This window comes from Maridesulfovibrio sp. FT414, from assembly GCF_050916235.1.
In the GTDB taxonomy this organism is placed as follows: Bacteria; Desulfobacterota; Desulfovibrionia; order Desulfovibrionales; family Desulfovibrionaceae; genus Maridesulfovibrio.
In genome coordinates this window covers 172,963-186,750 of record NZ_CP104854.1, presented here as the reverse complement: position 1 = coordinate 186,750, position 13,788 = coordinate 172,963, and the positions used below count along the sequence as shown (strand labels likewise).

Annotated in this window: 9 protein-coding genes; all 9 read left to right on the top strand. The window is 47.5% G+C overall.

Annotated features, from left to right (window positions below; translation table 11 throughout):
• Positions 1-118: 118 nt before the first annotated feature.
• The 9 genes from xrtD to N7E73_RS00810 all read left to right on the top strand — a co-directional run bounded on the left by xrtD (position 119) and on the right by N7E73_RS00810 (position 13,783).
• Entirely contained in the window at positions 119-1,627 is a 1,509-nt protein-coding gene (gene xrtD / locus N7E73_RS00850) for a VPLPA-CTERM-specific exosortase XrtD (RefSeq protein WP_432736827.1), read from the top strand.
• A gap of 33 nt (positions 1,628-1,660) precedes the next feature.
• Positions 1,661-4,036, top strand: a complete 2,376-nt coding sequence (locus tag N7E73_RS00845) for a tetratricopeptide repeat protein (protein WP_432736826.1) — start codon at positions 1,661-1,663, stop codon at positions 4,034-4,036.
• A 140-nt stretch (positions 4,037-4,176) separates the two neighbouring features.
• Entirely contained in the window at positions 4,177-5,568 is a 1,392-nt protein-coding gene (locus N7E73_RS00840; protein WP_432736824.1) for an undecaprenyl-phosphate glucose phosphotransferase, read from the top strand.
• A 127-nt stretch (positions 5,569-5,695) separates the two neighbouring features.
• On the top strand, positions 5,696-6,271 hold the full coding sequence (locus N7E73_RS00835; protein WP_432736822.1) for a polysaccharide biosynthesis/export family protein: 576 nt from the start codon (positions 5,696-5,698) through the stop codon (positions 6,269-6,271).
• A gap of 43 nt (positions 6,272-6,314) precedes the next feature.
• Positions 6,315-8,075 (top strand): hypothetical protein, encoded by a 1,761-nt coding sequence (locus N7E73_RS00830; RefSeq protein WP_432736821.1) that lies wholly within the window; start codon positions 6,315-6,317, stop codon positions 8,073-8,075.
• A gap of 14 nt (positions 8,076-8,089) precedes the next feature.
• Positions 8,090-9,841: a GumC family protein gene (locus N7E73_RS00825; RefSeq protein ID WP_432736819.1), complete on the top strand. Its 1,752-nt coding sequence runs from the start codon at positions 8,090-8,092 to the stop codon at positions 9,839-9,841.
• A gap of 22 nt (positions 9,842-9,863) precedes the next feature.
• The gene (locus N7E73_RS00820) at positions 9,864-10,757 is read left to right on the top strand and encodes a polysaccharide biosynthesis tyrosine autokinase (RefSeq protein WP_432736818.1); all 894 of its coding nucleotides are present in this window, start codon (positions 9,864-9,866) and stop codon (positions 10,755-10,757) included.
• 12 nt (positions 10,758-10,769) lie between these two features.
• Complete coding sequence (locus N7E73_RS00815) at positions 10,770-11,753, top strand: ExeA family protein (protein ID WP_432736816.1); 984 nt, start codon at positions 10,770-10,772, stop codon at positions 11,751-11,753.
• Between the two features lie 95 nt (positions 11,754-11,848).
• A complete protein-coding gene (locus N7E73_RS00810; protein ID WP_432736814.1) occupies positions 11,849-13,783 on the top strand; it encodes a DUF4962 domain-containing protein in 1,935 nt (644 codons plus the stop codon).
• Positions 13,784-13,788 lie beyond the last annotated feature (5 nt).

The window sequence follows — 13,788 nt, the reverse complement described above, 5'->3', positions numbered from 1 at the left end:
TTTATATTTCGGCCAGTTTGCTGTTCCTGATCAGTTCTTTTTCTGATAGAAGTTATTTAGTTTGTAAGAAGACACATCTGCGAATGCTGTTTTAGTCACTTTCGGGAGTTTAATTGGGGTGAGTGCATTTTTATCTTTCATATCCGTAGTTGCGGCCTGGACCGTTCTTTATTGGGATTCCTTTCCGCCGTTGTTGAACCGCTGGAACACCGAGGACTATTCCTATTGCTGGCTTGTTGTTCCTCTGGCCATCTACACGGCCTGGCAGAGGAAGGAGTTGTTGCCTGCGGATAGCCACCCAGCTGCCAAATCCGGATATTTTGTGCTGCTGATGGCCGGCGTGTTTTTCTTTCTTGGGAAGGCCTCGGCCGTTGATGCCCTGGTGTTCGGATCCATGTGGCTGTGTGTGTTGGCTGTCATCCTGTTCATTTATGGCTGGCAGTCCATGAAAGCCTTTTTCTTCCCGTTGATGGTACTTGCTTTCGCGATTCCGCCGCCGCCTTTTATCAATAATATGCTTACCTTTAAGCTGAGGCTGATTTCATCGGATCTTTCCGTCCGGATAATGCAGTTCATTGATATACCGGTCTACAGGGAAGGTAATGTCATTGATCTTGGAATGATTCAGCTTCATGTCGTCGATGCCTGCAGCGGGTTGCGCTATGTTTTTCCCACCGTTCTTCTTGGGATTCTCATGGCCTACTGGTTCAATCACCGTACATGGCAGCGGTTGGTGGTTGTGCTTGCCACAGTCCCTACGGCTATTGCAACTAATGCCCTGCGGATTGCAATTGTTGGGTACATTGCACGAAATATTTCAGTCGAAACCGCAGAGAATTTTTTCCACGACGCCTCCGGGATATTGATTTACCTGCTTTCGGTGGTCATGCTGGTAGGACTCAGCATGTTTTTGAATATTTTCGGTGGAAAGGTTGCTGGTGGCGATATGCCCAGAAGGACATACGGTGCCCCGGCGGCATGCAATTCGCCTATGCATCTGGTTGTCATGGCTGTTGTTTTGGCCTGCATGTTTTTCGGGTATCAAAGTGTTCTTTCCGGGCGTGTAATTCCGGAAAGAACTGCTTTTGACAGTTTTCCCATGTCGTTTTCCGACTATGAGGGCAAACGGGAGTATTTTAACGACGATATAGTGAAGTCTCTTGGAGCCGACGATTACCTTTCCGGTGTCTTCATGGACAAAACTTCAGGTCGTAATATTCTTGCTCTTATATCATATTATAATTATCAGGAGCCGCAGAGGGCGGCTCATAACCCGGTGAGCTGCCTGCTCGGAGGCGGAGGATGGGATCTTACCACCTCCGTTGATCTTGCCCCTGATCCTGAAGCCGGAAGACCTTTTCAGGTGAGAAGACTTATTCTTCAGAGACCTGGACAGCGCCTGCTGGCTCTATACTGGTTCCAGCAGCGGGGGCGCACTGTCACGAATGAATATCTCAACAAGATATACCTTGCGCTTGATTCAATTCAGAAGCAGCGCACCGATGGTGCACTGGTAAGGCTTGAGCTTGTTCTTGACGACGGCGAGACCGTTGAAGACGGTCAGAAGATTCTTGATCGTTTTATCAGTAATTTTAATTCACTCTTAGCTCCGTATGTCCCCGAATAGCTATGCTGTCGTACGGATTTTTTTGAGGACATAATGCGTAAATCAACTCTTGCTGTAATCCTGATTGTTGTTGTTTCCTGTCTGTTTTCCGGATGTGAAAAGAGACGTGAAGAATTCTATAATAAAGCTGTAGAATACTATAAACAGAAGAAATATACCGAATCCCGCCTTGAATTGAAGAATGCATTGTCCATTGATCCTGAATGTGCAGAGTGCCGTCTTCTTTTCGGCAAACTTGCACTTGAGGAAGGAAATTTTCAGACAGCGTTTGTCAACTTCCGTTATGCATCTGATTATGACCCCAAGCTCACTGAGGCTAAGGTTGAGCTGAGCAAGCTCTATCTGCTGGCAGGAGAGTTTGACAATGCCGGGGACATGGCTCGCAAGGCCCTTAACGAAGATTCGAAAAATATCGAGGCCCGACTGGTCCTTGCTTCTGTTCTTGCAGAGAACAAGAAGTATGCAGAATCGGAGAAGATGCTTGCAATTGCCCGGAATGATGATCCAGGAAATCCTGATGTTTATATGTCACTCAGCAGCGTTTATGTTCGGCAGAAGAAAATGCAGGAGGCTGAACAGGCACTGCTTGACGGAGTTTCCCATATTCCTTCAGACACGGGCATGCTGATGAAGCTGTCTGCTTTATACAGGCAGACCGATGCAATTGAAAAAGCGCGTCCTTATGTAGAGAAACTGCTTGAGGTCGGAGGCGGTGAACCCCGTTTCGTAATTTTCGCAGCTGAATATTTTTCAGTTGTAGGAGACAAGACCCGTGCTGAGTCTTTGCTTGCGGATCTGGTAAAACGTTTTCCTGATAAAGATGAATACCGGGTTCTTTATTCCAGAATGCTCTCCAGTGAAAAGAAGTATGATCTGGCTGAGAAGGTGCTGCAGGACGGCCTGACTGCAAATAAGGCTTCCCTGCAGGTTCGTTCGGCTCTTTCCGCATTGTTTGTGTCCCAGGGACGTCAGGAGGAGGCGGTTAAAATCCTGCTGGATGGTATCGCCATTGATTCTGAGAGCGCTGACAATGTTTACTATAGAAAGCAGCTCGCCACCCTGTACCTTGATATGAATGAATCATTGAAGGCTCTGGAACAGCTGGATGAAGTTATCGAGCGTAACCCCAAGGATTCCGAAGCGCACTATCTGCGCGGTCAGATTTATCTGCTTGAAGGCAAAGGCCAGAAAGCCGTTGCTGAATTCCGTCAGGTTGTCAGGGATAACCCGACAAGTGCACCCGCATATGTACTGCTTGCCAAAGCACATCAGGCAAATGATGAAACCAGCATTGCCATTGAGAACCTGAAGGAGGCCATTGCGATTGATCCGGGCTACGGTCCGGCTCGTGAGGCTCTTATCAATACTTATCTTGACCGCAAGGATTGGCATCAGGCTCTTCTTGAACTGCAGCGTCTGCGCGAGAAGCGTCCGGATGATATCAACATTATGGCCGCTATCGGTGATGTGTATGCAATCAAAGGGGATGTAAACCTTGCCGTGCATACTTTCGCCGAAATAGCCAAGGATTTTCCGGAGTCCCCCATTGGCCTGCTCAAGCTTGCTGATCTGTCCCGTTCCGAAGACAGAAATGCTGAAGCCGAAAAATATTACACTGAAGTTCTTAGGATTGCTCCCGATTCCCTCGTTGCAATTCAGGGAAAGGTCGGTGTGATGCTTGAACAGAACAAGTTTACTGCCGCGGTCAATTTTTGTCAGAAGCTTCTGAAGGAGTTTCCCGATAACGCAAGAATCTATGAGCTGATGGGTCGTATTCAGGCCAAAAGGGATAATTTCACTGAGGCGGAGGAAAGTTATGCAAAGGCCATATCTCTTGCTCCGCAGTGGATGCTTCCCTACATGCGTGTAGGCGATCTTTATGTGTCCAACAACAGGATCAAGGACGGTATCGCCAAATTCACCGCCAATGTAAAAGAGGAACCTGATAATCCCGGCCCTCTGTTTATCCTTGGACTTCTGTACGAGCAAAAGGGAGACTTCAGCAATGCACGTAAGGCATACTCGGAGCTTCTTGAGAAGTGGCCGGGCTTCCAGCTCGCAGCCAACAATCTTGCCTATCTCCTTGCCACCAAATTCTCCGACAGAGGGGATGACATGAAAGAGGCTCTTAAACTTGCACGAGTTGCTGCAAGCAGCCAGAGTCCAGAGGCGTTGGATACACTCGGCTACGTGCTTTTCCTTAACGGAGAGTATGAGCAGGCCCTGCATGTGTTGAATTCAGCCCTGCAGGTTTCTCCGGAGTTTTCTGCGGCTCAATATCACAAGGCTCTGGTTTACTTCCGCGATGACAAGAAAATGGAAGCCAAGAATATTCTCAATAAGCTCCTAAAATCAAAGGACGATTTCCCTGAGAAAAAGGATGCGCTTAATTTGCTTGAAAGAATATAATTAATTTTGAAAAGAAACTGTGCTTCAGTAAGAAGGGCTGCCTCTGCAGCCCTTTTTTTGGGCCAAGAATGGTCTGGCTAAGTTGACAATTTGCTGTAATAATTCATCGCTTGTCTGTAGTAAATTTGTCTGGAGGGGGTATGTCCAGGAATTTGAGAATTCCGGCAGGAAAGTTGGGTACTTTTCATAAAGTAATGGATGCTGTGTTTGGCATAGGAACATTACTTGTCCTGTATTCCCTGTTTTCTCCTGCATCATTTTATTCCAGCGGCTACAGAATAAGTATGCTTGCCGGAGCAATTGCATTTCTCACCTTGTTTTGTTTTCATGTCGCCGGAGTTTATAAGAATTGGGCTGGGGCGGATATCGTATCAGAATGTAACAGAATAGTTGCTGCGGTTCTGGTTGTGTTCGGAAGTCTTTTGATTCTTGGATATGTATTCAAGGTTTCCAGCATTTATTCCAGACGCGTTGTCCTTTTGTGGATCTTTATCTGGCCTGCCCTGATGTGTGTTGAAAGAGTCTTTCTCAGGAAATTCTATTTCAACAGTTTTTTCGAAACAAGTATGAATAAGAAGGCAGTAATCGCCGGAACTGGAAAACTGGGTGCTGCTCTTGCTGACTGGATCGAAGAGAATCCCTGGGCCGGGGTGAAGGTGGAGGGCTTTTTCGATCGTAAAGATACTTCCTGTGAAAGTTCGGACCCATGTCTTGGAAATATCAGTGAGTTGCCTGCGTATGTTCGCAAAAAGAACATACAGCTCGTGTATATTGCTCTCCCAATGCGAGAGGAAGCACTGCTTGAAGGGCTTCTGCGGGACCTTGAGGATTCTACAGCCCAGATTTATTTTTTCCCGGATATATCTATTTTTACCAAGCTTATGGGTGGGGATGTTGCCCAAGTTGCCGGGCAGACGGCTATTGCTCTGCGTTCTTCCCCTTTTGAAGGGATAAATGGTGTCATCAAGCGTACGGAGGACCTTGTTCTCGGTTTGTTGATTTTGACTTTGATTTCCCCTGTGATGCTGGTGATTGCTCTGTTTATAAAGTTGACATCGAAAGGTCCGGTGTTTTTCAAGCAGTGGCGCTATGGTCTCGGTGGGGAACCGTTCCAGATATACAAGTTCAGAACCATGAAAGTTCTTGAGGATGGGTACGAGTTTGTGCCGGCTACAAAGAGCGATCCGCGGATAACTCGTTTTGGCCATTTCCTGCGCAAGAACAGTCTTGATGAACTTCCCCAGTTCATAAATGTTATTCTTGGGAGCATGTCCATTGTGGGACCGCGTCCTCATGCTGTGAAAATGAACGAGGAGTACAGGACGCTTGTCCCCGGTTATATGCTCCGTCACATTTCAAAGCCCGGAATAACCGGACTTGCCCAGATTAATGGTTATAAAGGTGAAGTGCGTACCGAGGATGAAATGGTTAAAAGAATTTCATTTGATATTATGTACTTGCAGAGGTGGTCTGTATTTCTTGATCTTGAGATTGTTTTTAAGACGGTATTTAAATTCGCCTGGCGTCAGTGATGGCGAAGGTTGTTTAAGACTTAAGCCACGTGAGCGGTGCCAATTTTTTGAAATAGTTAGGTAAAAAAGTTGCAGTTGCTTGCCGCATACTGTTCCCCTGACCTGTTTATATTTAAGGAGTGTTTTTATGAACTCTTTGAAATTAAAAGTTTTTTTGTTTGTTTGCATGTTTTTTGCTGTTGCTTCATCCGGAGCTTTCGCACAGATTACTGACAAAGGCGGTTATAAACTGGGGCCTGAGGATGTTGTAGAAATTTCTGTGTGGGGCGATGAAGAACTGGCCCGTGAAGTTGTAGTACGCCCTGACGGCGGGGTGTCTTTTCCTCTTGTAGGAGACTTGAAGGCCGGAGGCCTGACTATAGATCAGCTCAGAGAAGAAGTCAGGAAGCGTATTGTGGAGTACGTTCCGGATGCAGCTGTGACGGTCATTCTGCGCAAAGTCGAGAATCCGAAGATCTATGTTATGGGCAAGGTTCAAAGTCCGAAGATGATAGTCATGGGACAGGAGATGACAGTGGTTCAGGCTCTGGCCGTGGCCGGTGGACTTAGCAACTTTGCCGATTCCGGGAATATTGTTGTTGTCCGCCGTTTTCCTGACGGCAAGCAGAAGGTTTTTGAGTTCGATTACGATGAGTTCGCAAGCGGAGATAAGCTTGAACAAAACATCCTGCTGATGCCGGGTGATACCGTAGTCGTTCCGTAGTAGCGTATGTCGCTGCTTTTACTGATTTTGACAGGGGAGTCGGATGTCCAGGTCGTTTTACAGGTTACTCTGCATACTTTTGTGCACTGCATTGGCGGTGCCTGTATGTGGCGTTGTTGCGGGGGATAAAGCTCCCTGGCGCATTTTCATGCCTGTAGTCCAGCCTGTAGCTGTTTCTGTCGAAAGTTCTTCTGCCGCAGCAGATACCAGAAGGTCTGTTTCGGGAGTTGTTCTCAGATCTGAATCTATCTCCGGAGAGGGGCGAGTCGTACGGAGAATTGACCCTGATCCGGTTGAGACAGTCGATTTTTCCATTCAGACCGATTCAGGTGTTCAGCGTACAGAAGCTGGTGCCATAGTGGTGTGCCTGAGCGACAGTGTTCCAGCAGAGCCCGGTCCTGTAGAGCCCGGTCCTGTAGAGCCCGGATCTGTAGAGCCCGGATCTGTTTCTTATGGAACCGGTGCTTCTACTCCTGTCACCGGTGCAGCTGTCTATGCCGATGCTTCGGGTTCCACCAGTAAAATTACTGCGAAAAAAGAGCCAGTTATGGTCAGCAGTCGCAGTGTAGATAACGAGGACAGGTATACCGATCCGTCAGTATCTCTTGTCCCCTCAGATAACGCCGAAGAACGACGCTGGAAATCCTCAGAAAACGGTCTTTTTTTTACCACCCCAAAAAGATTTCTCGGTCTGTCCGGAACCTTTGTCCGGGCGATCCCTTCTATCAATATCCGGGAAATGTATGATTCTAATATAGACTATACCGATATTGCTGACTTTATTACCGAGATCACCCCTTCTTTGAATGTCGATGTGATCGGCGAGGAAGCAAATCTCAAGATTAACGGTGATTTCATTTACAGGGACTACTTGGAAAACAGCAAATTCGACCGTTACGATTACAATGTGAACATTGCCGGAAAATTCAAGTTCACCCCCAAGGTTGAGGGTGGGCTTTCCCTTGAGCATAAACGCTACCACAACCTAGACCAGAACACCTATGAAGCCGGTGGCGTGGAGCTTGATCCTACTATTGTACTCAAGACTTCAGCAACTCCTGAAGTAAACTGGAGAATCTCAGAGCGTGATAATATCAGGGTATCCAATTATATGGATAAGACCGATTACGAGCGTGCTGCTGATTCTGATTACATGACCAACGTTTTAAGTGTGATCTGGGGGCATCTGCTTCCCAACGAGGTTACCAGTGTTTTTGCTGGTCAGATGTTCACGTTTACACATTTCAGCCGGGAGCTTGATGAGCTCAATAGTGATCAGGTTTCCTTTCAGGGTGTGGTCGGTATAGATCATAATTTTTCGCCAGGCTGGAAGATGTCCGTCAAAGGTGGACCGGGGATGACCTATTCCAACTATTCCAATGATGCAATGAGCGGTGATTCTGAGGATTTTTTGTATCAGGTCCGTGCTGAAGTCGGGTACAGGCAGCTAAAATATTCGATTGTTCCTGCTGTGGAACGTGTTGTTCGTCCTGGGCGTTACGGGGAGAACGAGGTTATGGATCAGGTTGAACTGTACGCACGTTACGACTTCACCGAATTTCTCAAATACGACACGATTAATACATGGTGGTTGAATGAAACCGACGGTAAGAATGGTGGTCAAAAACATAAGGCATCCGGGATTTTTACCCAGCATATTATGCGTTGGGAGTTTGAAAAGGATTGGAAATGGATGGTCGGATTCAGTTATAACTGGGGACGCAATGAATTGTCGGGAACTGTAAACGAAAGAGTAAAAACTTGGATGGGACTGACTTATTCCTTTCCAACCGAGATAAAGTAAGGGGTCACGGCTAGATGCAACAGAGTTCGGATATCGCATATTACATTGATGTGCTTAGGCGCAGGAAGTATCAGTTTATTCTGCCGGCCGGGATAATCTTTTCCATGGTCGTTATTCTGGCTTTCGTTCTTGCGCCTGTGTACAAATCGACCGCTACAATTCTTATTGAGGATCAGGATATCCCTCAGGATCTTGTCCAGACAACTGTTACAGGGTTTGTTGAGGAACGTCTCCAATCCATTTCACAGATCGTACTCAGTCATGGTAACTTACTAAATATCATTAAAGAATTTGATCTTTATCCTGATTTGATCGGTAAATATACCACTGAAGAGATCATCACCAAGATGCGTGAGGACATCAAACTTGAGCCGATTACTGCCGAAGTTACCAACCAGTATTCAGGACGCCCGGCCAGTGCCACGGTTGCATTTACCCTGTCCTATGAGGGTAGAACTCCCCAGAAGGTAGCGCAGGTGGCCAACGTTCTTACCTCACTTTACCTGAAGGAGAACCTCAAGGAGCGTGAGGAAAAGGCCGCATCCACATTTGAATTTCTTGAGTTGCAGCTGGCAGAACTTCGTTCCGAAATTCTGGAACTGGAGTCGCAGATAGCCGGCTTCAAGGAAAATCATGTCAATGAACTGCCGGAGCTTCTTGTCCATAACATGAACACAATGGAAAGGCTTCAGCGTGAAATGGACAAGGTTCAGGAGCAGGTTGCATCTCTTAAAAACCGGAAGGTGTATCTGGAAGGCCAGAGGGCCAGCATAGATCCTCATTTGAAAATTGTTTCCAACGACGGGACCCGGTTTTCCACTGCCAAGGAGGATCTGGAGAAACTGCGCAGGGAATACATTGCACTGACTTCTAAATATTCCGACAGGCATCCGGCCGTCCTCGCCATGAAACGTCAGGTGGATGCGCTGGAACTGGAAGTTGATGCAGCGCAGAGCTACGATCTTGTAAAGCGTGAACTGAAAAAGAAGGAGCAGGAATACGAAACCCTGCTGAAGAAATATTCAGAAAAGCATCCTGATGTAATTTCGTTGAAACGTGAAATCGATTCTCTTAACGAGCGCCTTGGTGAGGTCTCCCTTGAGGACGGTATGTTTGAGTCTTCCATGGAGTTGCCGGATAACCCCGGTTATATCCAGATAGAGACCCAGATCGCATCCACAGAGCTGGAGATAGCCGAGACCGAGAGAGTTTACGCCGAGCTCCGCAACCAGTATCAGAAATTCCAGCGGCGGGTGGTAAATACTCCTCAGGTCGAGCAGGAATACAAGATCCTGCTTCGTGACTATGACAACGCCCAGGCCAAGTATCAGGATATAAACACGCGACTGCTTGCTGCGCGTGAAGCAAAAGGTCTGGAGCAGAGCCAACTGGCAGAACGGTTCACCCTGATTGATCCTCCTATCGTTCCCGAAAAGCCGATTCGCCCCAACCGTCTTGCTCTTGTGCTTGTGGGCTTTGTTTTATCCATGGGTATAGGAATTGGTGTAGGGGTCTTTCTGGAATTCATGGATCGGTCAATTCGCAGGCCTGAAGAGCTTTCAGAGATTGTCAAATATCCCGTGCTGGCAATTGTTCCGTACTGGGAGACTGAGATTGAGGCTCGTCGGATTGTCAGAAAGAAGTGGACGGTCTTCCTATCGATTGCCGTCGCCAGTATTGTAGTTGTGTCAGGTGTACACTTTTTCTACATGCCGCTTGATATTATTGCGGTCAAAGTTATCCGCAAACTTGCCTTGAACTTCTAGTTTAGGGATTAATGGAGTCATCATGAGCAAACTGCTCAAAGCTGTTGAAAAAGCCAAACGAAACAGAATGATACATGAAGCTGAATGTTTGGACGGAAGTGGCGGCAGCCACACAGATGCCGGTGGCAACGGTGGTGCAAAAGGTCCTGTTGCTGAATCTGCATTCACAGATTGTAAACCTGCTGCCGCTGTAGAGATGGTGGAGGCCTGTGAGTTGCCCAAGCCGATTTTTTCTGAAGATATTAATCTTGATGAAGTCGAACTGGCAAAAAACAGAATTCTTACCTCTCACAGCAGTGCGTCCTTCACAGATATTTATAACCTGTTGCGTACACAGATTCTGCACCGGACAAAGAAGAACGGGCACAATGTTCTGATGGTTACCAGCGCCATGCCGGGAGAAGGTAAAACGATCACTTCCATTAACCTTGCTATCAGTATTGCCCGTGAGGTTGACCAGTTTGCGCTTTTGGTAGATACGGACATGCGTAAGCCGAGTATTCATAAATACCTCGGAATTGATGCTGAAAAGGGGCTGACCGATCATCTCTTGCACAATATTCCGGTTCATAAGTTGCTTATAAAGCCGGGAATAAGCAAGCTGTCTTATCTTGCCGCCGGAGAGCCGATTAAAGGATCAACTGAGATTCTAGGTTCACCAAAGCTGCAGGAACTGATTCTGGAGATGAAGGCAAGGTATCCTGACCGGTATGTTATATTTGACTGCCCAGACCTTTTACATGCTCCGGATGCTCTGGTATTCTCCAGCTATGTTGATGGGATAATTTTTGTGATTGAAGCCGGTAAGACGTCTCGTGAGCATGTCCAGAAAGCATTGAGGCTTCTTGAGGGGCGTAATATTGTGGGTGTTGTATTGAATAAGACTGAAAAAGAAAGTCTTAACGTTGTTCCGTAGGTGGTTTGCTGTATGTATCTTGAGTTCTACGGTTTGAAGGAAAAACCTTTCAATATTCTGCCTGACCCTGATTTCTTTTATTTGAGTCAATGGCACCAGCAGGCAATAACTCATATTGAGTACGGCCTGATGAACGGGGACAGTCTTATCCTGCTCACCGGTGATGCCGGGACAGGCAAAACTTCCATTATCTATAGGCTTGTTCTTGATCGTCGGGAAGATACGCTTGTAGGGGTTATCTTTAACAGTGCCGTCGGCGGGGATCATATTGTTGAAATGATCCTGACCGAGCTTGAAGCAGAACTTCCGGAAAATCCTACTCCAGCTTCATGTCTTGATGCATTGCAGCAGTTTCTGCTGGATGTGTATACAAAAGGAGAGAGAAAGGTTCTGCTTATTCTGGATGAAGCGCAGAATCTGAGCGACGAAGCTCTTGAGCAGGTTCGCATGATTTCAAATCTTCAGGCTGGAAAGGATAACCTGATATCAATTCTTATGGTCGGTCAGTCCGGTTTCAGGGCACGCCTGAGGAAAGCCCGATACAGCCAGATAGTCCAGCGTATTGTAGTCAGTGCCCATCTCTCCAGTCTGCGGGATCAGGAAGTTGCTGAATACGTATACTACCGCCTTAAACAGGGCGGGGTAGATGATCCGTTCAGTGTCTTTACTGATGAGGCCGTCGCCAAGGTCAGTGAATATTCCTATGGTATCCCCAGAAATATCAATGTCCTGTGCGAAGGTTCGTTAATTTACGGTTTTGCGGATGATATAAAGCCGATTACTCCTGAGATAGTTGAAACATTTGCAAAGGAGCGCATTGAAGACGGTCTGCTTACCGTGCCGGAGTCTTCCGGTATGCGTGAGGAAGATGATCTTTCTAACTATGTGAAGTCGCTTGAGAACAGGATTGCGAGCCTTGAAGCTTCCATGGGTATTGTCAGACGCACTCTGATCAAAATCATCAAGGCTGTGAAGAAGAACAGCGACAAAGGCTGATTTATAAGACTCATTTGTCTGTACTTGTGCTGTTTATACCGCTGTTCTTCATCCGAAGAATCTGTTGCGGGACCTGCCCGGTCCGGGGAGAAGGAATGCGCCTGAAACCGGTGTTGCTGATATTGTGTTGCCTGCTGTTCTTCTGTGCTTCTACCGGTGTGTGCAATGCCTCCCTTGATTTTTCGGTATTCAAGGATCGTCCCCGTCTTTATCTCAATAAGCAGCGGCTTGAACACCTGCGTTCCGTCAAGGATGAGCAGCCTTACGCGGACATTCTCAAAGTCGTCCGCAAGCGCGGTCGCGGGCAGGTGGGAAGCAGGGTTCCCAACAACCTGTTGCGCTTTGATGCCAGCACCATCAGGAGACCCGCAGACGGTCTGCTGGATATTTCTTTCTATTATCTGATCACCGGGGATTCATCCTACTTTTCTACCATTGAGGATTTACTCCACCTTTTCAGCACAAATCCTGACTGGGCCGGAAACAGCGATATGGGGCCGGCTCATGTTCTGTTCTCCATGTCTCTTGCGTATGACTGGTTCTACGATGAACTGTCCCCGGCGCTGCGTTTGCTGGTCCGGGATGCCATAGCTGAACATGCAGAAATATTTTACGACCTAACCCACAAGAGGGAAATCTGGTGGGCTCAGGACAAGGGCCTGCTTCAGAACCATAACTATGTTAACGTAGCCTCTATGGCCATTGCCGGGATAGCTCTTTACGGTGAGGATGCGCGGGCGGAGAAATGGCTCGACGAAGCTGAGCGCAATTTTGACGAAGTTCTGGGGCTGCTTTCTCCTGACGGGGCAAGTCATGAGGGTATAAGTTATTGGAGCTACGGTATGTTGTGGCTGCTTAATTACTATATGGCTCTGGCTCCCGCTCAAGGGTTGGATAAGGTCAGGGAGAACGGCTTTCTCAAAAATACCGCCCTGTTCAGGATGTATGCCTCCCTGCCGGGATTTCAGTACAATATTGATTATGCTGACTCTCTGATGATCGACTATTACGGTCCGGGAGCTTTCCTGCGTTGTCTTGCTTCAATCTTCAAGGACGGGCATGCCCAGTGGCTTGCTGAAAAGGTTGAAACGGAAAGACGGAAACGGACCATACTCTGGCAGGATTACATCTGGTATGATCCTGAAGTCGCGCCTGTTTCTCCGGAGGATCTTCCTCTTTTCGGATGGTTCGACAATCTGGGAATCCTGCTCTCCCGGTCTTCATGGGATAAGGATGCTTCTTTGATCATGTTCAAGGCCGGTCCGCCTCAGGGTTATCTTGCCTTGTCAAAAGGAGTCTATCCCGGTTCGCATATCCATCCTGACGAAGGTACCTACAGCATATGGCTTGGAAGGAAATCTCTGGTTCAGGATGACAGTTATGTGCTTAAAAAACTGTCATCAAGCCATAACCTGCTGACTTTCAATAAACTTGGACAGCTTGGTGAAGGTGGGACGTGGTTCCTGCAATACGACTATAAAAAATCGCGTGGAGATATTCCCAGGGCAAAGTTTGCTCAGGGCAGCGGTTTTCAGGCTGTTGAGATTGAGCTTGCCGGACTGTATCTGCCGGGAGTGCGCCCTAAGTCGTGGAGGCGTGCTTTTGTTGTTGTAAACGGGGCTGATGTGTTCATAAGGGACAGGGTGGTTCCCCAGTCTGCTGTGGAGATAGAGTCTCTGGTTCACCTCTCGCGTGAGGCTCGGCGAGTTGACGGCGGTATCTGTCTGGATGTTGGCGGGGGCTATTCGTTCAGTTTCAAGGGCGATGATTTTTCCTCCCAGCTTGATCGTTACTCCATTCCAACCAAGACCATGGGAAAGAATATTCCGCGTATAGGTATGTTGTTCAAGGCTTCCGGTAAGACTTCTTCCACTGAATCTATGCTGACCGCGTTGGCCAGATCCAGGGAGGGCTGCATAGATCCGGAAACCGTGAAATCCTATGACCCGGTGTCAGATATAGCTGTGGTTGAAAGTGTCGGCGGACAATATCGCATTGACTTTTCATCCCTTTCTGTGACCGGAATCTGATCGCA

Excerpts from the sequence above, each read along its gene's own strand:
- N7E73_RS00845 (WP_432736826.1), top strand. The coding sequence starts at position 1,661 with ATGCGTAAATCAACTCTTGCTGTAATCCTGATTGTTGTTGTTTCCTGT.
- N7E73_RS00840 (WP_432736824.1), top strand. The coding sequence starts at position 4,177 with ATGTCCAGGAATTTGAGAATTCCGGCAGGAAAGTTGGGTACTTTTCAT.
- N7E73_RS00835 (WP_432736822.1), top strand. The coding sequence starts at position 5,696 with ATGAACTCTTTGAAATTAAAAGTTTTTTTGTTTGTTTGCATGTTTTTT.
- N7E73_RS00830 (WP_432736821.1), top strand. The coding sequence starts at position 6,315 with ATGTCCAGGTCGTTTTACAGGTTACTCTGCATACTTTTGTGCACTGCA.
- N7E73_RS00825 (WP_432736819.1), top strand. The coding sequence starts at position 8,090 with ATGCAACAGAGTTCGGATATCGCATATTACATTGATGTGCTTAGGCGC.
- N7E73_RS00820 (WP_432736818.1), top strand. The coding sequence starts at position 9,864 with ATGAGCAAACTGCTCAAAGCTGTTGAAAAAGCCAAACGAAACAGAATG.
- N7E73_RS00815 (WP_432736816.1), top strand. The coding sequence starts at position 10,770 with ATGTATCTTGAGTTCTACGGTTTGAAGGAAAAACCTTTCAATATTCTG.
- N7E73_RS00810 (WP_432736814.1), top strand. The coding sequence starts at position 11,849 with ATGCGCCTGAAACCGGTGTTGCTGATATTGTGTTGCCTGCTGTTCTTC.